The organism is Rhodohalobacter halophilus (assembly GCF_001715195.1).
GTDB lineage: Bacteria > Bacteroidota > Rhodothermia > Balneolales > Balneolaceae > Rhodohalobacter > Rhodohalobacter halophilus.
In genome coordinates this window covers 15,897-42,339 of sequence record NZ_MDWE01000019.1, presented here as the reverse complement: position 1 = coordinate 42,339, position 26,443 = coordinate 15,897, and the positions used below count along the sequence as shown (strand labels likewise).

At 44.5% G+C, this 26,443-nt stretch carries 14 protein-coding genes; 5 read left to right on the top strand and 9 right to left on the bottom strand.

Going from position 1 to position 26,443, the window contains the following annotated elements:
* Window positions 1–41 precede the first annotated feature (41 nt).
* Window positions 42–1,676: an arginine--tRNA ligase gene (gene argS / locus BG260_RS06450; protein ID WP_069131145.1), complete on the bottom strand. Its 1,635-nt coding sequence runs from the start codon at window positions 1,674–1,676 to the stop codon at window positions 42–44.
* 122 nt (window positions 1,677–1,798) lie between these two features.
* Window positions 1,799–2,356: a hypothetical protein gene (locus BG260_RS06445; RefSeq protein ID WP_069131144.1), complete on the bottom strand. Its 558-nt coding sequence runs from the start codon at window positions 2,354–2,356 to the stop codon at window positions 1,799–1,801.
* Window positions 2,357–2,523: 167 nt separating this feature from the next.
* Between BG260_RS06445 and BG260_RS06440 the strand changes: the two genes are divergently transcribed.
* The 4 genes from BG260_RS06440 (at window position 2,524) to BG260_RS06425 (ending at window position 10,391) form a co-directional block, all read left to right on the top strand.
* Window positions 2,524–5,013 carry a S9 family peptidase gene (locus tag BG260_RS06440; protein WP_069131143.1) on the top strand — a complete coding sequence of 830 codons (2,490 nt, stop codon included), beginning with the start codon at window positions 2,524–2,526 and terminating at the stop codon, window positions 5,011–5,013.
* A 105-nt stretch (window positions 5,014–5,118) separates the two neighbouring features.
* A complete protein-coding gene (locus tag BG260_RS06435; protein WP_069131142.1) occupies window positions 5,119–6,708 on the top strand; it encodes an N-acyl-D-amino-acid deacylase family protein in 1,590 nt (529 codons plus the stop codon).
* 189 nt (window positions 6,709–6,897) lie between these two features.
* Window positions 6,898–9,192, top strand: coding sequence for a penicillin acylase family protein (locus BG260_RS06430; RefSeq protein WP_069131141.1), 2,295 nt, complete (start codon window positions 6,898–6,900; stop codon window positions 9,190–9,192).
* Between the two features lie 359 nt (window positions 9,193–9,551).
* Window positions 9,552–10,391, top strand: a complete 840-nt coding sequence (locus BG260_RS06425; protein ID WP_069131140.1) for a methylated-DNA--[protein]-cysteine S-methyltransferase — start codon at window positions 9,552–9,554, stop codon at window positions 10,389–10,391.
* Between the two features lie 33 nt (window positions 10,392–10,424).
* Here the strand turns inward: BG260_RS06425 and BG260_RS06420 are convergent, their stop codons facing one another.
* From BG260_RS06420 to BG260_RS06395, 6 genes are all read right to left on the bottom strand, one after another.
* Complete coding sequence (locus BG260_RS06420; RefSeq protein ID WP_069131139.1) at window positions 10,425–11,801, bottom strand: SusD/RagB family nutrient-binding outer membrane lipoprotein; 1,377 nt, start codon at window positions 11,799–11,801, stop codon at window positions 10,425–10,427.
* Window positions 11,802–11,813: 12 nt separating this feature from the next.
* The gene (locus tag BG260_RS06415) at window positions 11,814–15,407 is read right to left on the bottom strand and encodes a SusC/RagA family TonB-linked outer membrane protein (RefSeq protein ID WP_245683911.1); all 3,594 of its coding nucleotides are present in this window, start codon (window positions 15,405–15,407) and stop codon (window positions 11,814–11,816) included.
* An 8-nt stretch (window positions 15,408–15,415) separates the two neighbouring features.
* Window positions 15,416–16,438, bottom strand: a complete 1,023-nt coding sequence (locus BG260_RS06410) for a FecR family protein (RefSeq protein WP_141691533.1) — start codon at window positions 16,436–16,438, stop codon at window positions 15,416–15,418.
* A 293-nt stretch (window positions 16,439–16,731) separates the two neighbouring features.
* A complete protein-coding gene (locus BG260_RS06405) occupies window positions 16,732–17,301 on the bottom strand; it encodes an RNA polymerase sigma factor (RefSeq protein WP_069131137.1) in 570 nt (189 codons plus the stop codon).
* Between the two features lie 329 nt (window positions 17,302–17,630).
* The gene (locus BG260_RS06400) at window positions 17,631–19,070 is read right to left on the bottom strand and encodes a SusD/RagB family nutrient-binding outer membrane lipoprotein (protein ID WP_069131136.1); all 1,440 of its coding nucleotides are present in this window, start codon (window positions 19,068–19,070) and stop codon (window positions 17,631–17,633) included.
* 18 nt (window positions 19,071–19,088) lie between these two features.
* A complete protein-coding gene (locus BG260_RS06395) occupies window positions 19,089–22,208 on the bottom strand; it encodes a SusC/RagA family TonB-linked outer membrane protein (RefSeq protein ID WP_069131135.1) in 3,120 nt (1,039 codons plus the stop codon).
* A gap of 409 nt (window positions 22,209–22,617) precedes the next feature.
* Here BG260_RS06395 and BG260_RS06390 point away from each other — a divergent pair, with 409 nt between their 5' ends.
* Window positions 22,618–23,988 carry a D-alanyl-D-alanine carboxypeptidase gene (locus tag BG260_RS06390; RefSeq protein ID WP_069131134.1) on the top strand — a complete coding sequence of 457 codons (1,371 nt, stop codon included), beginning with the start codon at window positions 22,618–22,620 and terminating at the stop codon, window positions 23,986–23,988.
* 425 nt (window positions 23,989–24,413) lie between these two features.
* Here BG260_RS06390 and BG260_RS06385 read toward each other — a convergent pair whose 3' ends face one another.
* Complete coding sequence (locus tag BG260_RS06385; protein ID WP_069131133.1) at window positions 24,414–26,168, bottom strand: T9SS type A sorting domain-containing protein; 1,755 nt, start codon at window positions 26,166–26,168, stop codon at window positions 24,414–24,416.
* Window positions 26,169–26,443 lie beyond the last annotated feature (275 nt).

Sequence of the window (26,443 nt, the reverse complement as noted above, 5' to 3'; positions counted from 1 at the left end):
ACCAAGACCTGTCAGGTTTTTGAAACCTGACAGGTCTGATATTACATCCGATCCGGAGCGGAAATTCCCAGAATTGAAAGACCGTTTGCCAATACCTGAGCGGTTGCCCTGGCTAATTCTGTTCTGGCCTGCATCAGTTTTTTATCATCCGTCAAGATTCTGCAATCGTGATAAAAGGTTGTGAAGCCGGAGGCCAGTTCGTTCAAATAGGTAATGACGCGATGAGGTTCTCGGTGCTTGGTAGCAAGCTCAATCGCCTCGGGAAATCCAAGCAGCTTTTTGATCAGGGCTACTTCAGCATCATGAACGAGCTGTGATAAATCAGCATTTTCTGAAAAGTCAGCAACATCAGCCGCTTTTCTCAAAATCGACTGAATGCGGGCGTGAGCATATTGCAGATAAAAAACCGGGTTTTTCTCCCCTGCTTCTTTAGCCTGAGCCACATCAAACTCGAGGTGGGTATTGGGCGAACGCATCAAAAAGAAGAAACGGGTAACATCTTCTCCAACTTCATCCATCAATTCATCAAGCGTTACGAAGTTGGCTTTTCGTGTACTCATTTTGAACGGTTTGCCATCTTTGACCAGTGTCACAAACTGATAGACCAGTACATCGACTCTCTGTTTGTCGTAACCCAGCACCGAGATGCCGTTTAACACATCGGGATAGGTGTCGATGTGATCGGCGCCAAATACATCCAGGCAGAGGTCAAATCCACGATCCAGTTTGTTGGCGTGATAGGCTATGTCCGGCAGACGATAGGTGGGTTCTCCGGTGCTTTTTACCAGCACAGTATCCTTATCCTTGCCAAACTTTGTGGTTTTAAACCAAACGGCCCCGTCTTTGTCGTACGCTACACCCTTTTTTCTAAACTCTTCGATGGTTTTGTCGATGGAGCCGTTTTCATAGAGAGTGTTTTCATTGAAAAAGGAGTCCATTACAATGTTCATTCGCTCCAGAGTTTTACGGATCTCATCAAAAATTGCCGACTCTGCTTCAGCTTTAAAGATCGACTCATCAACCTCATTTAGAAGTGAATCGCCATGCTTTTCGACCAATGTTTTAGCAATCTCTTTGATGTATTCACCCTCGTAACCGCCCTCCGGCAGCTCGGCATCTTTTCCAAGTTCTTCGAGGTAGCGTGCCTGAACGCTCTGTCCCAGCACGCGCATTTGCCGCCCGGCATTGTTGAAGTAATATTCGCGCTGTACCTCAGCACCTGTCCATTCAAAAAGCCGGGCAACCGTATCCCCCAGAACAGCATTTCGGCCGTGACCAACCGTTAGCGGCCCGGTTGGATTTGCACTGACAAACTCTACCAAAATGCGCTTGCCACTATTTTGATCGGAACGTCCAAAATAGTCCCCGCTGCTCAATATGTGTTCCAGCTCGTCGTAGAGGTAATCAGTGGCATATCGGAAGTTGATGAAGCCGGGCCCTGCAATTTCAACCGAAGAGACTTTTTTTGAGTCCAGGTTCATCTCGTCAATAAGCTGCTCTGCAATTTTTCTCGGATTATTGCGAAGCGGTTTAGCGAGCTGCATGGCAATGTTGGTTGCAGAATCTCCGTGAGAGGGGTCCCGAGGGGTTTCAATCACAATTTTGGGAATCTGATCCTCATCCAGATTCATGTTCAAAAGAGCCTTTCGAATTGCTTCTTGCAGATATTGATCCATCGTATACCGGTTACTTCAGGTGCTGTTATTGCTGAAAATTGTTCATGGCAAGGCTAAAATGTTTGCCGCAATCAGCATGGAAGATATGATTTTTTGACGCTGATTTCTTGGCAGAAACCGAATTAAAAAAGTGAGGGCTGATCGCTCCCGGTCCGGTCATCTTTTGAGAGGGATGGATCTTGATGGTATGCATGAAGCATTTCCGGGACAAATCTCTTTCCGTAGATACGGCGAGAAATTCCCTGGAGAGCCTGCTCTCCGTGCGATGTAATGTTCAGAAAACCCTGGCCATCCTCCTCAATCAGCCCAAACTGTTTAATGTCGTTGACAATTAGGTAGGCCAGCTTTGGGAGAATGCCAATATTTTTCTCGACGTACTCTCTATGAGGGGGTTCTTCGGAAGTAACGATCAATCCAAGCGCATTCAGCTCAGCCTCCGTTAATGGATATCCGTTCGAGCCTTTTGTGAGCAGATCATCCCATGCCGATTGGCTGTAGTAGAGTCCAAACCACCACTTTGCCTCCTTAATTAGTTTTTTTGTAATGGCGCAAGCCAGATATTTTCCGGGGGCAGCGCGGCGTGGTTCTCCCCGGTCACGATACATGCTCACCATTGTGGCAAGATCGAGCTCCTGTAAATTGGGCGGATAAGAAAAAACGAAGTCAGAAATCTTTTGCATGATTGAGTCTCAATTAGCTTGCATAACTCATTGAAATTGTACCCTTTTTTTGAAAGAAATGGAAATGAGAATAGTTTGGCAAAATTATGTAAATGTGAATTGTCTGTCTTCGAGAATGTTTGTAGAGTGTTGATACCATATACATAAACCATAATGAACGCCATAACATGATTAATTTTAACCATTTATTGAAATTTTGTTTTGCATCTCTGATCTTTTTTTTAATCGTTACGGTTGGAAAAGCTCAGGAATCTCCAAATTTCAGCGACAGCTACCTCACGCCACCGGAAGAAATTTCTGAAGAAATTCTGGCACCGAGTCATTTAAACGTTTCGTTTGATCACTTTAGCCCCGATGGAAATTTTGTTGTGAATCGAAAGCGATCGGGAATTACTCCGCTTTCAAGTTTTGCCAAACCGTACTACAATATTGCCGGTCTGCAGATTGATAAAAAAGCTAATCGAGGTCGATCTCTTACGACTCAGCGAGCCACAACCGGACTCGAACTGGTGGATACCCGAACGGGTGAAATCAGAGAGCTTCGAACTCCGAATAATATCACTATCAGTAATGTGGAGTGGGCACCGGATGCTTCAAAGATTGCTTGGCTCGGTCATACGGAAGATGCCACACACATCTACGTAACGGATTTAAGTTCAGGGAATTCAAGGCAGATCACCCGAAGACCGCTTTTGGCAACAATGCATAACTCCATTCAGTGGGCTGCCGACAGCCGATCTCTTTTTGCGGTTCTTATTCCTGAACGTCGGGGCAGTGAGCCTGTTCGGCCGGAAACCCCATCCGAGTTGATTGTTCGATCGACCACAGATGGCAATAACAGTCTCAGAACCTATCAATCACTACTTGAAGACCGGTTTGAAGGTGAACTGCTTGAGTACTACATCACCGGACAGCTGGTGAAAATTGACACGCAAAACCGCAGAGCCAGAAATATCGGTTCGCCGGCTATGATTCGAAATGTAGATGCTGCGCCTTCCGGCGATCATGTCATCGTACAAACCATTCAAAAACCATTTTCCTATATCGTGCCGGTAAGCCGGTTTGGCTGGACGGAAGAGATCTGGGATTTGGATGGAGAGGCTCTTGTCACCCTTCGGACAAGTGAAGCGAATGAGGGCGATTCGGATGAGGAGTACATGGAGGATAATGGCCGAAGAAATATCCAGTGGCGTCCGGACGGAGAAGGTTTGAGTTTATTGGTTAAACCCGAAGAAAAAGATGAAGAAGAGACAGAAGATCAATCTGAAGAGGAAGAAGACTCTGAAGAGTCAAAAATTGCAGATCGTGTGATCCAATGGCTGCCGCCATTTGGTGAGAATGATCAGAATGTGATTTATGAGTCGGAGCGTGAAATGCGATCTGTCGCTTACTCTGCTGATAGTGATATTCTGTTTATTACCCAGCGAAGAGGCGGGAACGAAGAGCTCTTTGCCGTTTACGCTGATAATACAGAGGAGACGTTCAGAATCTACCGATACGACACAAATGATTTTTACGCGAACCCCGGAAACCTTTCTTATCAAACATCACCTGCAGGCCGGTGGGCAGTTCGGCTGAATGATGAAGGCTCTCACGTATTTCTTACCGGAACAGAATACTTTGAAAATGTAGAAGAAAAGGCTCCCCGCCCGTTTATTGACCGTGTGGAGATTGAGACGGGGGAAAGCGAACGAATTTTCCAAAGCTCGGAGGATTATTACGAATCTGTAGAGTCGATTCTGACATCCAATTCTGACCAGATTATTATCGAGCGTCAGTCATCAGATGAGTATCCGAACTTCTGGATTGTTGATCTGAATTCAAATGATCGAACTCAGCTGACGGAAAACCGGGACTATAATGAAGCTCTTGCCAAAGCACCCCGCGATCGTTTTAAAGTGACAAGAGCTGACGGCATTGAATTCTGGATGGAAGTGGTTATGCCGCCTGAATGGGATGGCGAACCCCTCCCCGGATTTATCTGGCACTACCCTCGCGAGTATAATGATCAGGAAGATTATAATGAAAGTCTACGGCGGCACAACAAAAACAGCTATCCGAGAATCGGAACCCGGACGGCCGATATTATGGCAAAAGCCGGGTATGCGGTATTGAAACCGGATTGGCCGATAGTAGGTGATAGCGGCACGTCGAATGATAATTTTGTATGGAGTATTGTTCAGAACAGTACGGCTGTAATTGACAGCAGTGAAGCTCGCGGATATGTTGATCGTCATCGAATGGCGATTGGCGGACACAGTTACGGTGCATTTGGTACATCCAATGCGATGATTCATACCTCTTTCTTCAAAGCCGGAATTGCCGGCGCCGGTAACTACAACCGAACACTTACTCCACTTGGATTCCAGCGGGAACGCAGCGATCTGTGGAGAGGAATGGATCGATATATGCAGATGTCACCTATCTTCTGGGCAGACAGGCTGGATGGAGCCCTGCTGATGTATCATGGTGCTGAAGACCAAAATGTTGGAACCTGGCCGACGAACTCGCGCAGAATGTTCCACGCGCTGAACGGAATCGGAAAAACGGCGGCCATGTATATGTATCCGCATGAAGCACACGGACCGGCTGCAGAAGAGACCCTTCTCGATATGTGGACTCGATGGGTTGACTGGCTGGATGTTCATGTGAAGTAATGAACTCTGATATTAAAAAGCCTGGTAGTTCCGCCAGGCTTTTTTGATTTGCTCTATAGATATTAAGCTCAATTTCTGTAAAATTTCCATTGATAAAGTTTTGTTATGAAAACGATTACTCTTCTTCTACTTCTGATCAGTTGGTTTGCTCAGCCAGTTAATTTAAAAGCCCAACAATTAACTGATACCTTCGACATCCTCATCAAAAACGGGAAAGTGCTGGACGGTACCGGTAACCCTTGGTACTATGCAGATATTGGAATAAATGGCGACCGGATTGTTTGGATTGGAAAATCAGATAACGTAACGGCCGATGAAGTGATTGACGCCTCCGGCCTATATGTTTCGCCCGGATTTATTGATGTCCATTCTCATTCAGGTCCCGGACTTGCCGATGAGTCATTGAGTCATGGTCAACCGCTGCTGGCCCAGGGATTGACGACGGTTATGATCAATCCGGATGGTGGAGGCAGCATCGATATTGCAGGACAACGCGAAGCTCTCGAAGAGCATGGACTGGGTTTAAATGTCGTTCAGTTTGTTCCGCATGGCAGTGTAAGAAGGGAGGTGTTAGGCCAAGAAAATCGTGCACCTAATGCAGGCGAATTGGAGCGGATGAAATCTATTGTGGAAGAGGGTATGAAAGCAGGTGCATTTGGCCTGTCTAGCGGACTATTTTATACACCCGCCGCCTATGCGGAAACGGAAGAGGTGATTGAATTGGCAAAGGTGGCATCAAAATATAATGGAGTCTACAGCAGTCATATCCGGGATGAATCGGACTATAATGTTGGATTGATCTACTCTGTGGATGAGGTGATCCGAATTGCAGAAGAGGCAGAACTTCCGGGAATTGTTACTCACATTAAAGCTTTGGGAACCGGAGTGTGGGGATATTCAGCAGCGGTTGTAAGCCGGGTAGAACGCGCCCGTGATCGAGGGGTCGAGGTGTTTGCCGACCAATACCCTTATCCGGCGTCATCAACAAACCTGACGGCTGTGCTGATCCCATCCTGGGCACGTGAAGGTGGCCGAGCCGAAATGCTGAACCGGCTCGACGATGCTGAACTGATTGACGATATTAAAGTTGAGATGGAGGCAAACCTTGCCAGGCGCGGTGGTGCTGAGAGTATTCAGATTGCATCGTATTCACCTGACCGATCATACGAAGGTCTTAGATTGAGTGCTATCGCCGATCAGATGGGTGAAAACCCGATTGATGCAGCTCTGAACCTGATTAAGGAAAGAAATCCACAGATAGTCTCATTCAATATGCACGAAGATGATGTGGCCCGATTTATGAAACAGCCGTGGATGATGACCAGCTCGGATGGCGGTTTGGTTGAGATGGGTGAAGGCGTGGTGCATCCGCGAAATTATGGCTCTTTCCCCAGAAAAATTTCAAAATATGTGAAAGAAAACAGAACTGTTGATTTGGCTTTTGCAATCCGAAGTATGACCAGTCTGCCCGCATCGGTGTTTAATCTTCATGATCGCGGTGTGATTAAAACCGGACAAATTGCAGACATCACCATTTTTGATCTGGACCGGATTCAGGACAAAGCCACATTTGATGATCCACACCAGCTATCGGAAGGAGTTGAGTACGTATTGATTAGCGGAAAGTTTGCGGTGAAAGGCGGAGAGTTTTCGTCTGATCTGGTTGGTAAAGTACTCCGCAATCAAATTGATTAAATACACCTTGGAGGTTTCAAAAACTTCCAAAGTTTAAAAATCCCCCTTCATAGGGGGATGGGTAGTTAGTCTTGATCAGGTTAGACTTCGAACCTGTTCCGATTTTTGGTTTCAACCACCCCTAAATCCCCTCCTTGAAAAGGAGGGGAGCTTTTCATCTTAGTTCTCAAATAAAATCAAACCATTCACATGCGATATTTAATACCACTTATACTTCTCTCAATTAGTCTCTTTTCGTGCGGAGCTACTTCTTCTGCAACGGAGAATGAACCTAATCTTCAACAACAAAAGGATCCCGACGATCTGTCTCATCAGGTTATCATCCGCCGGACAGAATATGGCGTTCCACACGTCAATGCCGACAATCTCGAGGCAGCGGGATTTGCCCTTGGTTATCTTCAAATGGAGGATTACGGAGAAAGAGTAGCCGAATTGCTATTGAAGGCCAGAGGGGAGTGGGCAAAGTTTAATGATCTGAGCGGTTCGGAGAGATCATCGGCAATTGACAGTGATGCGTCGAGCAAGCTTGAATACAAAAGAGCTGTAGAAACCTGGCAGGATCTGGAAAAGGATACACGCGATTTTATTCAGGGTTTCGCCAAAGGGGTCAATCGATATATCGAACTGCATCCGGATGAGTTTGATGACTGGGTGAAGCCGCACTACACCGCATATGATGTTCATGCCAGAAACATCGTGTCTCCAAGCAGCGGGTCAGTCCGCTCCTTCTTGTCAGCGTTTCAACGCCAAAAAGAGCGTGATAATGAACTGGCATTGATGCAATCTGAAAATGAAATCCTGCAGCTTGAGGATCAGACAATCTGGGCCAGGCTAGCCGCCCGCGCTGAAGAGCCTCACCCCGATGTAGGGTCTAACGTATGGGCGTTTGCACCGGAACGGACAACCTCCGGAAATGCGATATTAGTGAGAAATCCTCACCTCTCGTGGGATGCAGGATATTATGAGGCTCAGGTAAAAGTGCCGGGTAAATTCAATTTTTACGGGGATTTCAGAATTGGTCAGGCTGTGGGAATTATCGGCGGATTTAATGAGAAGCTGGGATGGTCAACCACAAATAACAGTCCTGATCTGGATGAAGTCTATTCGTTTGATGCAGATCCGAACAAGCCGGATCATTATATACTGGATGGAGCATCTGTCCCGCTTGAAAAAGAATTAGTAACTGTAGAATATAAATTTGGGGAGGCAATCGGTACGGAGACCCGTGAGTTTTGGTCTACACCTTACGGCCCGGTCATCCTTCGGGAAGATGGCAAGGTTTATGTGATAAAGTCGGCCGGTGACGGTGAATTCAGAACCGGAGAGCAGTTCTTCAAAATGATGAAGGCCCAAAACCTCGATGAGTGGAAAGAGGCGATGCAGATGCGGGCCCGGGTTTCATCAAATCTAACCTACGCCGATGCGGATGGGAATATTTTCTATGTTTGGAATGCGAGTATGCCCGATCGGCCCCATGAAGCCGGTGGAGACACGACTGCTTTTCACGTGACGTCGTCTGATGAAATGTGGCAAGATTTTACCGATTGGGAGATGCTTCCGCAGCTCGAGAATCCTGAAGGCGGTTACCTGCGGAATGAGAACGACACCTACCATTTTACCAATCTGAATGAGGTGCTGACTCCCGATATGTTCCCTTCATTTTATCCTGAACCGATTTTGCGGCTCCGTAGTCAGCACTCCCTGGAACTGGTCCATAATGATGAGAAGTTTTCGCTTGAAGATATTGTAGAGCTGAAGCACAGTGAGCGGATGCTGATGGCCGACCGTGTGAAAGATGATCTGATTAGAGCTGTTGAACAGAATAATCCGGAAGGTGAAGTTGCCGAGGCGCTTCAATTAATAAAAGATTGGGATAATACGGTTGCTAAAGACAGCCGCGGAGGTGTGCTCTTTAAAACCTGGTGGAACCGATATTCGGCAACGGCCGACAGTGAACGGGTGCAGGGTTCGCCTGAGTCGGTAGGTTATTCAGCTACACCCGAAAAACTATTTAAAGAGCCTTGGTCGTATGATAATCCTATATCCACCCCCTATGGCCTTGCTGACTATGACCGCGCTGTAGAGTCATTTATATGGGCAATAGATGAAGCCAAGGATCGGTACGGTCACTGGAACCTCCCCTGGGGCGAAGTTCACCGGGCTGTGATTGGCGATCTGGATCTGGCCGTGGGCGGATGTACAGGCTTGCTTGGTTGCTACAGAGTGATCTGGTATACAGACCATGAAGAGGATGATCAGAAACTTCAGGTCCGGGGCGGCGACGGCTGGGTGTTTGCCGTCGAGTTTGGAGATATTCCACGAGCTTATACCATACTGGCATACGGACAAAGCAATAAAGAGGATTCCCCGCACTATAACGACCAGCTTCAGAATTTTGTCAATAACAGAATGACACCTGTTGCTTTTACGGATGAAGATGTTGAAGAGCAGATGATTCGGGAGTACAGGCCGGGTGTGAAATAGATAACATCCGTCAGACCGCTTCGCGCGGTCAGACGGGTAGGAAATAATCCATCATTAAACCTTGGAGATTTTATAAACCTTCAAGGTTTTTGTTTTAATGTGAGTTCGAATTAAGAAACTTGAAAATGATTCCCCCCTTTCCGAAGGCATTCGGGAAGGTAGCTCTAATGATTTCAGGCTTTAAATCTAATATTCATTTCAACCACCCCTAAATCCCCTTCTTGAAAAAGGAGGGGACTTTTTCTATACCTATAAATTCATTTTATATCGAACTCACGTTACATTAAGCCTCCAATTTTTTTTTAAAAAACCGCAAGAATCGGGTTTCCCATCCGGGTTAACATTTCTACATTCACATCATGCATACCGATTATGACCGTATAGAAAAAGCGATCAGATTTCTTCGTGAGAACTTCAAAAGCCAGCCCCGGCTCGATGAAGTTGCAGCCCATGTTGGGTTGAGCTCATACCATTTCCAGAAGATGTTTACAAAGTGGGCCGGTGTCAGTCCGAAAAAATTTTTACAGTTTATAAGTTTGGAGTATGCAAAACAGCTTCTAAAAAAAGACCGAACTCTGTTTGATGTAAGCGATCAGGCCGGTCTGTCGGGAACCGGCAGGCTGCACGATCTTTTTGTAAATATTGAAGCGATGACGCCGGGCGAGTATAAAAATGGTGGCAATGGCTTAACGATTCACTACAGCCTCGGTGAAACACCCTATGGAAACGTTCTTATTGCATCAACGGTAAAAGGCGTTTGTCATGTATCCTTCATTAATGACCGCGAACGATCCGAAGCCATTTTATCTGAACAATTTCCAAAAGCGAAGCTGGTTCAGTCCGGAAATGAAATGCATAAGAATGTTTTGGGGCTCTTTCATGAAAATTCACAAGAGAAACATTCGATTCAATTGTATTTGAGAGGGACCCCATTTCAGCTAAAGGTTTGGAAGGCTCTTCTTGAAATACCGGCGGGTGAAGCAAAAACGTACGGAAATCTGGCTGAAAATATAGGGAAACCGAAAGCATACCGTGCTGTGGGCTCAGCTGTAGGAAAAAATCCGATCGCCTTTATTATTCCCTGCCACAGGGTGATTGCCTCAACCGGTGTGATAGGTAATTACAGGTGGGGAAGTGACCGGAAAATAGCCATGTTTGGAAGAGAGGTTGCGCAAAATAAAAAAACCCGACTTCTGTGAAGAAATCGGGTTTTGGTTTAAGAAAGTTTGAGATTAATTGGCGTCCCACCAGATTACGCCATAGATGGAATTGTTACCGCCGAATTGTCTGTTGATCGCCTCATTATAATTATCAGTGTTATTGAAGGCTTCATCAGCAGGATATCCTTGTCTGGTCGGTACGTCTTTTCCATCAGACTGGACAAAATTTGGATAACCGGTTCTTCTCCACTCTGCCCAGGCTTCATATCCATTTAAGAATAGATGGACATAGCGCTGTGTTGCAATTTGCTCGAGTGCATTGGCCGCATTATATACAACATCCGGCTCAGTAATGAAATCTGCAACATCATCAGTAGAGCCTGTCCATTGAAGGATGGAGTTTTCAATTGCACTGTAGTAAGCATCTTCGGCACTATCCGTAATCCAACCACGTTCAGCCGCTTCAGCTATGGCAAAAAGTGCCTGCGGATACGTAACAAGGTTGACCGGAGATGTTTGCTGACGAACTTCTTCACCAAGCAGGGAGAAGTTTTCGGTGTTATCCGAATCAATTTCAGACCCCATTGGCAATCCTCTGTACTCACCATCGGTTCTTGCGGGATCTCCATAGACCGGCAGTCTGGGGTCATTCGTTGGGCCCATGATGTCAACTAACGTTTCAGAAAGAGCCCACCACTCACGGCCACTCCTCTCTATTTGGCTGTGCCAGTAATTCTCATTGTTTTGATCATCAAGATGCTGATAAACAAAACTGTCATCATTCGAAGTGAAAATTCCGGAGTTATATGCGTCAACAAATTCACTTTCGGCTAATTGAGGATTTACCTCTGAGAGGCGAAGTGAAATGAGCATCCGCAGTGTATTGCCAAACTTTTCCCACCGCTCCATATCTCCACCATACATGATGTCATTCTCTAAAGATAGCGAGTGATTTATTTGGTTAACACCCTCTTCCAATAAACTTAAAAGATTGTTGTAGATCGATTCCTGAGTATCATATGCAGGGGTGAAATTTTCTGAGCCTTGCAGTGCTTCAGAAAATGGAACATCCCCCCATCTGTCAGTTGTGTGCCAGAATACATACGCCTTCAGAATTTTGGCAACCGCCAGTTGATTATCTACAGTTGAGTTGTTAATAACAGTCTCAAGACTAATGAGCGGACTTTGGTAGAGTCCGTAGAAACTTGTGCCTCCATCCGGATACACAGATCCTGTTAAGTATTGAGTTTCTGCCAAATACTGTGCTAAAAATTGCCCTGTAGTATTGGAGCTCAGATTTGGCAAATATCGCATTGTTCCAGCAAGTAGCTGAGGAGCAGACGCTTCACTCGGGGAGTTTGGATTGTTATTGATGTCATCATCAAACTCCAAAATATCACAGCCGCTGACTAAGAATATAGTGAGTGCTAATAAGATTATTCGTTTCATAGTCATAGTGTATTAAAATGATAGGTTGATGTCGATACCATACGACCGAACGGTGTTTAACTGTCCGGATTCGTACCAGCTGATTGCCATACTTCCTGTAGAGAGCTCAGATGGATCCAATCCTTTTGGAGCATCCTGCCAAATCATGAAAGGATTTTTAGCTGTTAATGAAACATTTACACGAGAGAATGGAAGTCGTTCTAATATTTCAGAACCGAGATTATACCCTAATCTCATCTCCCTCATCTTAATGTAAGATGAATCATAGATGTACTCTTCTGCAATATAGCGGCCTAATCTGCCGTAGTAGCTTCTTGGGTTAACATACGCTTCCACTTCTTGACCGGTTGATGCGGAAATCCCTGTCACTTTAACTCCACCGCCTTCAGCAATTGGATCTCGAACATTACTGCCTCGATCATTCATTTCGGCAGTTTTCTTGGATAATCCGGTTCTGTCAGCCAGTGATTGAGATCTGCTGAAAAACTGACCGCCTACCTGGAAGTCAATCATTGCAGCAAATTCAAAATTTCGATAGTTGAACACATTCTGGAATCCACCCGTAAAGTCAGGCAGTGCACTCCCGAAGTTCGTTGTTCCATCTGTATAAAGGGGAAGATTATTATCATCCAGAAGTATTTGCCCGGTTGCCTCATCTCGTTGATAGCCACGGCCTACGATACTTCCAAATGGCTCACCTTCATAAGAGTTGAGGTATGTTGTTACGCCGGAGTATGTTGTGGAGCTATATCCATAAACATCAATTCCCTCATAAAGTTCAACAACCTGGTTTCTGTTTCGGTTGAAGTTGATGGTGGCATCCCAGCTAAATGTTTGCGTTTGTATCGGCTGTCCGTTGAGGCTTAGCTCAATTCCCTTGTTCTCAATCAGACCCGCGTTAATAGCTGCAGCTCCATAACCGCTGGTTCCGGAGACATCAAGGTTGATGATTTGATTTTCATTTTTTTGGTGATAGTAGGTAAATGCAACCCCTATTCTGTCAAAAAACCTCAAATCAAACCCGGCCTCGTATGAGTGTGCAAATGCAGGTTTTATGTTCGGATTGTTTAAAGTGGAGGGGATGGCCAATGTGTTAATTGAGCCATACTCTGTTCCAACAATAAAGTAAGGAGTGGTTCTGTAGGGTGATAGATCGGAACCGGCCTGAGCGTAACTTGCACGAACTTTTCCGAGTGTAAGCTGATCCCAGTCTACCAGTTCACTAAATACAATACTTGAGGATACTGAAGGATACCAATATGAATTATCGCTTTCTGGAAGCGCAGACGATTTGTCATTTCTGATTGAAAGGTCAACATAATAGGTGTCCAAATAACCTAAGGAAACTAAACCATATGCACTGAGTACCTGTTTTTCAAGCATGTAAGAGTTTGTGTTGGGCCGATCAACAGATGCATCTATGTTATAGAAACCGGGTGTTGTTAAACCTCCCGAGGTTGACTGGGAGACATATGTATAATTTCTGTCATAAAAGTTAGCGCCGACAGTGGCATCCACGGAAAACTCACTCCATCTCTGTTCGTATTGAGCAAGGAGTTCGTAATTCATCTCTTTGTTTTGGTATTTACCCACAGAGTAGAATGGGGTTCCGGTACCGCCAAATGCACGTCGGCTTTCAAGGTTCTGTGTAAACATATCCCCCCGGATAAATCCACTGATAGCAAGACTTGGGAGAGCATTGTAGCTAAATCCAATATCACCAAACAGCCTGTCTCGTCCATCTTCATATGTATTTTCGTAAGCATCGAAGTACGGATTGTTGAAGTAAAGAGGTCTGAAATGCCCCACATCTCCATTGGCATCGCGAATGCTTGTCAGGTTCCAATGTTTTATGGTTCCGTCATCATATTGATAGTCCTTCAGCCGATTGATATCAAGGTTTCGCTGGAACCACTGTCCAAAATATCGTGAGCCGGCTTGTACACCCTGTGCTGGTCTTCGGGCACTGTTGGTCGCAAAGGTTAGATTTGTGGATACATTCCATTTTTCTGAAAGGTCAACACCCGCACTTACCCCAACATTATTTCTGTTCAGATATGTATTAGGCTCAACCCCGGATATGTTGGTGTTGTTAAAGCTAATTCGTAACCGGGTATTGTCACTTCCACCTGAGATAACCACACCCTGGCTTAAATTTGAACCGGTTTCAAAAAAGTCTTTAATGTTATCAGGTTGGGGTATAAACGGTCTCAATTGTCCATATTCAGGATCCTGTGGGTAAAAACTATCAAAATGACGCACGGGTGTCCCGTCCATTCGAGGCCCCCAGCTTTCATCATAGTTGGTTTGTACGTATGGATCTCCATTTGGCAGAGTCGGGAATGTTGACATGCTTCCGGCACCATATAAGTTTTGATATGGCATGATATTACCTACTCTGTCCATGGTGAAGCTCGTACTAAGATCCACTGTAAATCGATCGCTGCCTTTGCTTCCTTTTTTGGTAGTAATCATAATTACACCGTACTGACCGCGTATACCATACAGCGCTGAGGCGGCAGGACCTTTTAAGACGTTAATCGACTCCACATCATCCGGGTTAATATCCTGAGCTAAGTTTCCATAATCCCGTCCGGTACTTCCGGAGTAGTTTGCATTGGAAATAGGAGTTCCGTCAACTACGATTAACGGTTCATCACCTGCCCCGATGGAGTTTACACCCCGAATCTTAATTTTTTGCGTTCCACCCATACTCGCACCCGATGCCCCGACAACCTGAACTCCGGCAATTTTACCTGCTAATGACCCGATTACGTTTTTTTCGTTAGCGTAGGATAGGTTTTCACTTGAAACAGACTGAGTAGAGTATCCAATGGATCGTTCATCTCTGGTAATACCGAGTGCCGTAACCACAAGTTCATCAAGTTCGCTGGTAGAAGCAGTCATTTCAAAATTTACAATCGTTTCTTCACCCGAGGTAACCGTTATGATACGCCGTACGGTATCATACCCGATATATCTGGCTTCAATTCTATACTCTCCTTCCGGGATATCAGATAAGAGATAAGTACCATCAGAACCTGTTGCATCACCGATGTTTAAAGAAGGGATAACAACATTTACCCCAATGAGAGGGTCACCATTTTCAGAGTCTGTTACCTGTCCTGAGATAGAACCTTGAAACACTTCCTCTTCATCCGAAATCTTCTTTTCCTCTTCAAAAAGGATGAGAGTCTTTTGATCTTCACTTAGCATCACATTCAAACCTGTGCCTTCCAGAAGGTCATGCAGAGCGTCGTAAATTAATACATCCTGTTCATTGTATGTGATGAATGTGTCATCAATAACTTGTGTATTAATGGATATACCAACATTCAGTTCTTCAGCGAGTTTGTGTAATATGTCAATTAACGGCTTATTGTCGACGTTTATAGAAACCCGAAGATTTTCACTGTCTGATTTTGAGACATACAATTGAGATAACAATTCAGTTTTCTGTTGCTGCAACATGAAATTGTCTTCCATATTCATAGCCGAGGTCAGAGAGTTTGCATTTGAAGTAAATGAAAACATCAGCCCGATTATGATGGAGCACAATCCTATATGCAGCCACTCAATTCTTAGAAGTGTAGCTTTTTTCATCATATCTGAGATTAAGAGTTGATTGGGTTGTTAGGTTTTGTCCATAAAACATCATTCCTATCTTGATTATAGCTGAACTGGAGATTCAGTGTACTGGCGATGATGTCGAGTATAGATTCAAGGTCTTGTACAGCAATATCCAGACTTAATGCAAGCTGGCCTATGTGCTGTTGATCATAACGGATTCGAACGTTGTACTTTCTTTCAAGAAAACGACTTACCTGCCATAAGGGATCATTGTAAAATGTGAGCCTGCCATTCATCCAGCTTAAATAGTTAATAACCGGCGTTTGCTCAATCAGTATTTCATCATTATCAAGGTTGTAAAGTGCAAACGTATCTTTAGTAAGTATGGCTCTGTTTTCGCTTCGCTCGAGATTATTGAGCGATACTTTTCCTTCAGCCACAGCTACCTGAACATTACGGGCGAGAGTGTCTACTTTCACATTAAACTCCGTTCCTAAAACCCTCACCTGAGCTTTTTCAGCCCGGATAATAAATGGTTTGGAACTATCTTCTGTGACCTGAAACCAAGCCTCTCCTTTAAGTTCTACTTCTCTCACGTTATCAGAAAACATCTCTGGCAGTACGATTGAAGAGTTTGAATTCAACCTAACTTGTGTACCATCAGACAGGGTTATTAGCCTGTGCTGATCTTCTTGGGTTGAAATGGTTTTGTACACCTGCTCAGCTGTTTGCTCACTCACAGGATTTGAATGCTGCAGGATTAAATAACTGCCGCCCAGAACGGAAAAGACCAATAGCACAACTGCAGCACGTATGAGCCATTGATAATTGTCCTGTTTATTTGTGCTCTTGGACCTTTTTTTTCGAATATTTTGAAGCATCTGATCCGTAGGGACATCCGTAAAGAGCAGCAGATTCTCCTCTTCTGCATAATGATGCATATCCTGTTCTAGTTTCATTTCAAGATACTCGGCACCTTCCTCCGTCTTAAACCAATCGTAAACCTGCTCCAACTCTTCAGGATTGCACTGATTTCTAAAAAACTTTTTAAGTAGTTGTTTATTCAACAAGTAGTAATTTAGGTGTGATTTATAAGTAAGACACACGCCGAAGGCAAAAGTATGGTGAGATTTTAAAATTAATTTTCTTTAGCCTGAAAGCGTGGGCTTATCATGCCCGTAAGGAGAGTGCTTATATAATTGGCAAGACAACTTAATCAACGAGACACCAAAGGGAGGAGTGTTTAATTATGACCTCAAATTTTCGCATCGCCGGGGATCGCTTGCGGCTCGGAGCCCTTGGCAGGAGAGACTTAATGCCAAATAATTGAATACCTTTTTATCGAATTGAATTTACCAAGCTAACTGTGTTTGGCTTTATTGGTATTAATCCCCGCATGGCGGCTGAGGTACTCTCTTATGAATTTTGAAGCTTGGTAATACTGTGATTTCACAGTATGAATCGTGATTCCCAGCTTATTCGCAATTTCACTGTTGGTAAGACCAAGATTCGATTTCATATTGAATATTTCTCTTTTTCCCTCAGGAAGTTGATTCAACCCTTTATCCAGGATGGCCTGATACTGTGAGTAAAGAATAATATAATCCGGTTGATTAGAGCTGGGAGTTTTTTGTTGCTCGTATTTGATGGATTTCAACACTTTCCCTTTCCGGTTTCGAATCATATTTAACACATGATTGCGGGTTGTAGTAAAGAGAAAAGCTTTTATGTTTGAGGAGATCGAACTTCTATTTTCCCAAAGTTTGATGAACACAACCTGGACGGCATCCTCTGATAACGCACGACTTTTTAGATAGGAAAATGCAAAACAGTAGATTCGCTTATGGTAGAGGTGGTAAATTTTCTCATATGCCTGCTCGTCACCCAAGCGTAGTCGAATTAATAATTTATCTGTATCAATATCCCGCATATGAAATATGTTGGTTTACCACTCACTATATTGGTCAAAATCCTGACAATATTCAAACATTAAGTTAATGTGGCTCTTAGGATTAACTGAGGAAGGGGATTTTGGGCACTTAAAAACCACTCTCGTTTGAGTTAAGAACGCTTTTTAAGGATTAATAAAAGTAGCTTTTTGTGAATATTGAAAAAGAGAGAGTTGCAAAAAACTTGTCTTCGAAATTGTTGAGGACTTTGATTGAATAGAGTTTTCTAAAGTCGAATAAAATAAAAAATGCCCGGCTTCAGTGAAGATGCCGGGCATTTAATTTAATAAGCTAAGTATTACTCAATGGTTCATTGAGCATCCCAGAATACTCGATCTGTCATAGATCGGTTTGGCACGTTGGCTTCGTTTCTCTGTAGTTCAGAGTCAGGGTAGCGTACCAATCGGATCATTTCTCCGCCCAATGCTGAGTTAACAGGTGCTTCGAAATCAGCATATTGGTAGTCGTAACGGCGCGCATCATTCCATGTTTCAGGGTTGAGAAAAGTAGCAATGTACTTTTCCTTCATGATTTTGTCGATTCCGAACTGAGTTACGTCAGATACTTCGGGCTCATTCCAGTAATCATCAATGGCAGCCTGGTCTACACCAAGTTTTTCCATATGTGAACGGATGCCTTCTTCGTATGCTTCATAGGCACGAACTGGTTGGTTGTCTGCTAATGCAGCTTCAGCTTCGATGAACTTCAGTTCTGCGTAGGTCATATTTTCAAGCGGATCGGTAGGTCCTGATGCATAGTATGAACCTACAGCAAGTACCGCTCTGACTCCCTGTTCAGGATCATCGCCACGTCCGGCACCGTTTCTGGTTCCAACATACTCACCAAATCGTGGATCATCCTCATCGGATACCGGCTCGGTTATGAACTCGATTCGCGGGTCAAATACTCCGTAGGTGTCTCCATTCAGCTGATTGACTGTTTGCTCAGACAACCATCCGCCCAGTAACAGGCCGGCGTTATTTACGGCAACACGATACCATGGATTGTTGCTGGCATTGCTTTCGTCAAAAAAGCCCATCTCAAAGTCATCGTCATTACTGGTAAACCCGTTGTCCACTGCGTCTAATACCGCTCCTGGATCATAGTTGCCGAGTTTACTGTAGTGATTCAGAAAACGAGCTTGAAGTGAATAAGCTGTGCGAGTCCATGCTGCAAGATCACCACCGAAAATCATGTCGTCTCCGGCAGGAGATGCAGCAGATTCAGCGGCTCCCAACTCAGTAATTGCATCGTTGATATCCTGAAGGATAACATTATAGATGCTTTCTGAACTATCATATGCAGGTTGCAATGTTTCTGAATTGAATGCTTCTGAATAAGGAACATCACCGAACATGTTTACCAAGAGACTAAGGTTGTATGCCTTGAGTACTTTAGCAACACCTGAATAGTGCGGTGCGCCAATTTCATCGGCCTGCCCTATAAGTGTAACAAGATCACCTATGTTAAAATAAAGGTTAGACCATGTTCCACCATACGATACAGGTTCGTGAATATCCGTACTTGTGGCAGTATTCGGCGAAGCAAAGTGCTGTACAAAGAATGAAGTAGTAGATCCGACTCGCTGTGTGTTACGAGTGGTTTCGAACGTTGTCTGATACATCAAACCCTCAATAGGAGCAGATGTAGGATTGTTCGGGTCTTCGTTAATATCTAAGTAGTCACTACACCCTAATGCCATGAGCGTAGTCAATACAAATACAGAAAGTAGTTTTATTGATTGTTTCATTGTGTAAGACCTCATGGATTAAAAGGAGAAATTAAGAGAGAACGTAAGGCTGCGCGTACCGGGATAAGCCAGGTCAACCAGGCCGATCAGGTTACTTCCGGAACTCACAAAAGCCTCTGGATCATATTGCGAGAAGGGCGTCCAAAGCAGAATGTTGTTGGCATTCACCCCTGCACGAACTCTTGTAAAAGGTACTTGCTCAAGAATTGATTGAGGCAAGGAGTACCCGAGTGCTACACTTCGAAGTTTGATGTAAGAAGCATCTTCAACTGACTCTTCTACAACACCTCGATAGGTGTTTCTGTGGTAACCTGCTCCGTAATTCCTGTCAGTAACCGGGTCATAACCCTGTCCTAACCATACTTCCTGAGTATTCTGAGATCCGTCAGCCAGTACGCCTTCAAACACAACATAATCTTCTCTGTTCAGTGTTTTGGTGGTATGACCAAAAGCAGCATCCCAGTTGTCCAGTTTGTTGTACTTGTCAACTCCGTAAACAACATCGATGTTGAAAGAAAAATCCCAAGACTTATAGTTGAACTGGTTAAACACATTCATGGTCCAGTCCGGTGTTGCATCTCCTACAATCTTCGGATCGTTATTTACAACCGGGAAACCGTCATCGCCGATAATAATCGGGAGACTGGTATCGATTTTATTCGATTCAGGATCGGCTCCATATCGGGCATAACTGCTGCCCCAAATGGCTCCATAGGACTCACCCGGGATTAGTTGCATAAACGGACGATAAACATAAGCTGCGATATCACCTAAGAAAATCGCATCTACACCGTCCCGAATACCAACTACCTCGTTTCTGTTTCGAGTGAAATTGGAAGTAATATTCCACTGAAAATCCTGGGTTGTTACAGGAGTTGCTCGGGCAGTAAGCTCAATACCTCTGTTTTCAATTTCTCCGGCATTGGTGATAAACCTGGATGATCCGGTAGCGTTTGAAACAGGTACGGGAATAATCATGTCCTTACTGTTCGCCTTATACCATGTAAGATCGAATCCTAAACGGTTATTCAGAAAACGCATATCCAGTCCGAATTCGATGGACTCTGTTCGCTCAGGCCTCAAGTCGTTGGAGGCAATGGTTGCTCCACGTGTGAATCCTGTTTGACCGCCGAGTGGGAATATCGAAGGCGATATGAAAACACTCTGAGTGGAGTAAGGAGGGGCATCTTTACCCACCTCTGCATAAGAAGCACGGAATTTACCGTATGTCATCCATTCAGGCATCTCAAACATGTCGCTGAAAACATATCCTAAACTAACAGAAGGATAGAAGAAAGAACGGTTGTCTTCAGGAAGTGTGGATGTCCAGTCATTCCGACCGGTTACATTCAGGTATAGGATGTCATTCCAGTCAAGATTCAGGTCACCATACACACCAATGAGGCGTCTTTCAGAAAGTCTCTGATAGATATCCACATTCGTTGCATTACTAAAGTGGTTGAATTCAGGAACGACAAATCCTGATCCGTAGGCACGCACAGTGTTGGATGATCGATCAAAGATGTCATTACCTACGCGCAAGTTCATCCCGATATCCTGACTCAGGTCAGCATTGATGCTTAAAGCAAGGTTGGAAGTTAAATCCGTTCTGGAAATTCGTTCTTCCTGTCTATACCCTCCAACACTACTCCAGACAAACTCATTCTCCAACCCACGTGGTCCGGGCTCAATGTCAGTTCGTTCATCGGTATATGTGTCAAGGCCTAGCATATACTCAAGGGTAATCCAATCTGCAAACTCATAAGAAGTTCTGAGGTTACCAATCAAACGGTTTACGTCATCTTCGTAAGTGTTAACTTCAGCATCGTAGATAGGATTACGTCCTGAACCCCTACCGTCTCGACTGTCAGATTTCATGGTGCCGTCTTCATGTCTCCAATCGGTTACATCAGCGCTTGTATTCCAGTATGCGAGTCGTGCCATAAAGTTAATAAATGGCACACGGCTACCGCCTGAGTTGATATAGTTGGCACTTGCAGCAACGGTCAATGGCCCCTGAAAGAGTTCACCTGAAACTCGGATAGAAGTTCGGTCCCAATCATTATTCGGAAGAATTCCCCTGTTATTAGAATTTGATACAGAGGTAAAGAATGTAACATTATCTGTGCCTCCCGAAACGCTGACCGAGTTGTTAATACCAATCCCAGTTCTCATGGAGTTTTCCCAGTTGTTATAGTAAGTCAAGTCGGGAGTTTCACTGTAAGGTGCTCCCCAGGAAGGCCAAAACCCATCAGGATCTGAATTAAAACCAAAACCCGGACCATATACATCCTGATAATCGGGACGATTAATTACATCCTCTCTACTAATACTGTGAGCAAAATCAATTTGTAGATCTCCGGCTTGTCCTTTCTTAGTTGTGATAATGACAGCGCCATTCGCAGCTCTTACACCATAAAGCGCAGTAGCGGGAGCACTTTTCAGAATTGAAATTGATTCTATGTCGTTAGGATTAAGGTCCATCGCTCTGTTCGACATACCACGAACACCAATAGCTGCTTCATTTGTGGAGTTGTCGATAGGTACACCATCTACAACAAATAGTGGCTGGTTATCAGCCCCGGGATCCAGTGAGTTGAAACCTCGAATAAAGATTTGCATCCCCTGGCCGGCTCCACCGCCACCTTGGTTAATTTGAACTCCTGAAACTTGTCCTTGCAGGGCTCCAAGTAAATTATTTGAACCTGCTCGTCCAATATCCTCGGCACTTACATCCTGGATTGAGTAACCAATAGACCGGCTTTCTCTCTCCACACCAAATGCTGTTACGACAACTTCACCAAGCTCATCAACTGCCGGATTCATTTCAAAATTAACAATGGTTTCCTGTCCGTCTTCTACGGTGATTGTGCGGCGGGCGGTATTGAATCCAACATAACGGGCTTCAATACGATATTCACCTTCCGGTACATTAGACAGCAAATAGGTTCCGTCAGGGCCTGTTGCGTCGCCGATGCTGAGTGCGGGTATTACCACATTCACACCAATCAGTTCTTCACCGGTTTCAGCGTCCGTAACAGTACCTGATACAGAACCTTGTGCAAAGGCCTGAGCAGTACCGAACAGAAGCATAAAACCAAGCAAAGAGAGTAATCTAAATCGTAGCACTTTTTGCATAATTCTCCTTCTTAATATTAAGATTTGGTTGATGGATGAGATCCGATACCCGGTATTGAGCTATCATCCCGATTGGATCCCACCATTTTTTGAGCAAATTCAGTAAGGTTGGGTTTTTACTGAAAATAACACCCTGAATATTCACCATTATCTCATTAAGATTCAATGGAAAAAGCGCTTTTTTTTGCCTGAGAAATAGTTATGGCTTAAACGGTATTTGTGACTTTAATTCTACATCAAATATAGGGTTAAGATGTTGTGTTTGAATAACATACACATCTATTCATTGTGTGAGTTTGAAAACTTAACGATTTGTATTGAGTGATTTTTTTACAAATTTTTGTTTTAGTTTTGTTCCGCATGGAGCGTGCTTTTTTAACTCACTCTAACCTTATTAATTAACTTTTTAATGAAGCATTCGATCTTCCCAAAGCTTTTTGTCCTCGTTCTGATTCCACTGATTGTTCTGTCATGTCAAACTTCAGAAACTACAATTAACGGCGATATCCCCCCTGCTGATTCCCCGGCCATTCACGATCTTTTTGAGCAATCTGATGCATTCTCACAAAGTATGACAGGTTTTGCACTGTATGATCCGGAGGCGGAAGTGATGATTTATGAACGAGATTCCGATCGCTATTATGTGCCGGCGTCCAACACCAAAATTCTGACGTTATATGCATCTTTGAAAAGCCTGCCGGAAACGCTTCCTTCTCTCCGATATACGGTTCAGAATGATACTCTCTATTTTCAGGGAACGGGTGATCCGGGTTTTCTGAACCCTAACTTCGATTTTACCGAAACGTATAATTTTCTGTCCGAGAGGGATGAGGTGCTTGTCTTTACGGATCAAAACTATACGGACGAACACTTTGGCTCAGGCTGGGCGTGGGATTGGTATCCGGCTGCCTACGCTCCTGAAAAATCTCCGCTCCCAATTTATGGCAACATGATGAGGCTTCAGACCGAGCAGGTCGCATTGGTTCAGCTGAATGAGGAGACTCCTGTTAAGCCCGGATTTTTTGAACGCTACATCGAACGGGATGAGTGGAACGGTGAGGAGATTCAGCTGGTGAAACGGTCACACCGATCAAACGATATGCTTTATACACCAAAGGCTGACACGGCAAGGCAGGAACGCAATGTACCCTTTGTGTATGACAGCGAGCTCTTGGTTGAAATGCTCTCCGATACACTTGGCCGAAATGTACACTATGCTGAATCCATTGATCTGGAATTTGATGAGACGTTCTATGGCTCACCGGCCGACTCTCTGTATGAGCGGTTTATGGTGGTTAGCGACAATTTTATTGCCGAGCAGCTTATGCTGATGATCTCTGAGCAGGAGTTTGGAGAGATGAATACATCACGGGCAATCAATCATGTGCTGGACGAGTATTTTGGAGATTTGCCTCAGCGGCCAAATTGGCGGGACGGTTCCGGACTGACGAAATACAATCTGGTTACTCCTCATTCCCTGGTGATTTTGCTGGAAAAACTGATCGATGAATTCGGGGAAGAGCGAACGCTCGGCTACTTCCCGGTCGGTGGTGTGAGTGGAACCATCAGCGGGCTGTATCGTGCACCGGAGGGTGAAGATCCATACGTCTATGCCAAAACCGGAACGCTCAGCAATACCACGGCACTCAGCGGATATATCTACACCGACTCAGGACGTAGATTAAATTTCAGTTTTTTGAATAACAATTATGTGATCAGCAACAACCGGATGAGGCTGGAAATGCAGAACGTCCTGGAGTTTATCAAGGAAAATTATTGATCCTCATCAGACCGCTAAAGTCGATCAGGTGGATTATTGGGAAGGAGTACTTGTGGCACGCCTCAAAGTCGTGCCACGAGTGTTTTGAACACTTCCCCGTCAAAACGCTTCAAGCGGTCAGACGGGTTTGAATCGAATGATTTGAACGGTTTAATTACACTCAGTAGAACCCGCCAGCATGTAGGCGGATTTAATAATGAATGTTTAATCTGGGAGTCACTCCGGAGGAGTGGCCTGTTTATAGAATTAAAAGTTGTAACCAAATTCCCGCCGAATAGAGAGTGTGGTTTGGATCTCATGGCGAAATAGAGGCGGTAATTGTACCAATGGTTATTGCAAAGGTGTACTCGTGGCACGCCTCAAAGTCGTGCCACGAGTGTTTTGAACACTTACCCCGTCTGATTGGCCAGAACGGCCTGACGGGACTATTTAATCAATAGCATTTTTTTGTCCATTACCGTTTGATTGGTCGTAATTCTGTAAATATAGAGTCCGGAAGCGAGACCGGCTCCATCAAAATCGACCGAGTAAAAGCCGGCTGAATGGTCCCCATCCACCAAGGTTTGAATTTTGCGGCCGATGGCATCAAAAACCTCAATTTTTACAGGTTGAGTCTCTGTGATGGCATATTCAATTTTTGTGCTCGGATTAAATGGATTGGGATAATTCTGTGCAATCAAATCTTCTTCGGGCAGCGCTGACGAAACAACGAGCAAGTAGTTTGCATTTCCCGATCGGTTGGTGTTTACCACGGCGATGGCTAAATCGGTCAATTCACTCCAATCCCAGGAGGTTTGAAGTGATTGGATTTCTGACGAACTGTTAAGGGCAAGCTGAATATCTGTCGAACCGTCACTGAAATAGCCGATCACTCCAAGTCCAATGCCTTCCCGGTCAGACTCAAGTGTAAATAGCGGTTGTCCCAGAGCAACATTTGAGGGGGATGCCTCAATAAAGTGAGCGGCCATGGGGCGAAGAATAAAACCGTTGGTCTGCCCGGGGACAAGCCCAAGATTGTTGGTGAAATTCGGTGTTGGATAGTTCTCCCGATCTTCAAAACCGAAGGAGTATCCGGAGTAGATCGGCCCGGATGCAATATGCCAGAGCAGATTGTTTAAATGCTCCCGTTCAAGGTTTCGGTCGCGCTGTGTAAGCGATTGCTGGACGGCATTAAAAAAGGGTTTGGTTCGGTTTTCAATAAACTGCTCCCAAACATCTACCCAGAACTCCATTCCATACTGTTCGGCAAAATAGAGCATCCAGGTGATGTGCGAATAGGCTCCGGGAGTAGGCGTGCCGGGCGACCCGAAGATGGATTGACTGCTTGGGATGGTGGAGTCAAAATCCTCTTTGATGTAGTTATAATAGTCATTCACATCCGGATAGACGATCTCTTCCATCAGGGTGGCATCCATCTCAATCCAGTCAAAGCTCCCGGCGCTTCCGTCCCATCGGTTGGTTGCATACTGAATGGCGTGTTTAATTTCATGGGCGATGGTTACATAGAGGGCTCCAATTACATCTCCGTCAGGGTGTGAATTTTCCGGAAATCCAGAAAAATTATTGTTGATGGTGATGTAGGAGGAAGAACCGGATGAAGTAGTGGTTCCATAGAAAATGATATCCTCAAAGTAGATCTCGTACGGTTCACCACGAAGAAAATCGACAAACCCTAATTGCTCAACTTGATATCTGTAGGATGAATCTGCAGCCTGGGCAGCCAGATAAATATAATCCGGTATTCCCGGTTCGATGGTACTCTCTGAAGGAACTGCATTTTGTCCTTCAGTCTCGTAAAAGAGCATAAAATTGCCTGAATCGGATAGATACTGTTCAAGGTGCGAACTTTCAGGCCGCTCAAAATAGGGTTCAATTTCAGCAACGGAGCTTGCCGGAAGCTGATCTTTGAGATGCAGAAATTCAGCATGAAGAGGTACAGTGCATTTGATGACTGCGTGCCCGGCCACATCATTATCTGAATCTAATTGAGATACTCTTGAATTGTAGCTTACCCGAATCTTTTCGATCAGTGCTTTTTCTCTAGATATTTCTCCCCGGCTAAGAGCTTCATCCAGTTCTCTGAACACCGGATTCTGAACCGTCTGAGCATAGGCGATTTTTCCTGAGAACAGGAGAGCAATCATCAGAATAAGTATAGTCAGGTATTTAGAGAGCGACATTTTTTGTTGTTACAGGATAATATAGTGTCAAAAATTTCGTAATTTTAAGGTTGTGAAAAAACAGGTGGTAGTTTGGGTTTGATTGGTAAAATTCCCCTTAAAAAAGGGGGAGTAAGGGGAATGTTCATCATATAATTATAAAATTTAATGAACACCCCTCTAAATCTCCCCTTATTAGGGGAGACTTTTTCATTCATTTTTGAGAATCAAACTCAAAATATTCATCGGCTCCAAGGAGTCATCACATAAACAGAAGTACAACGACCTACGCTAAT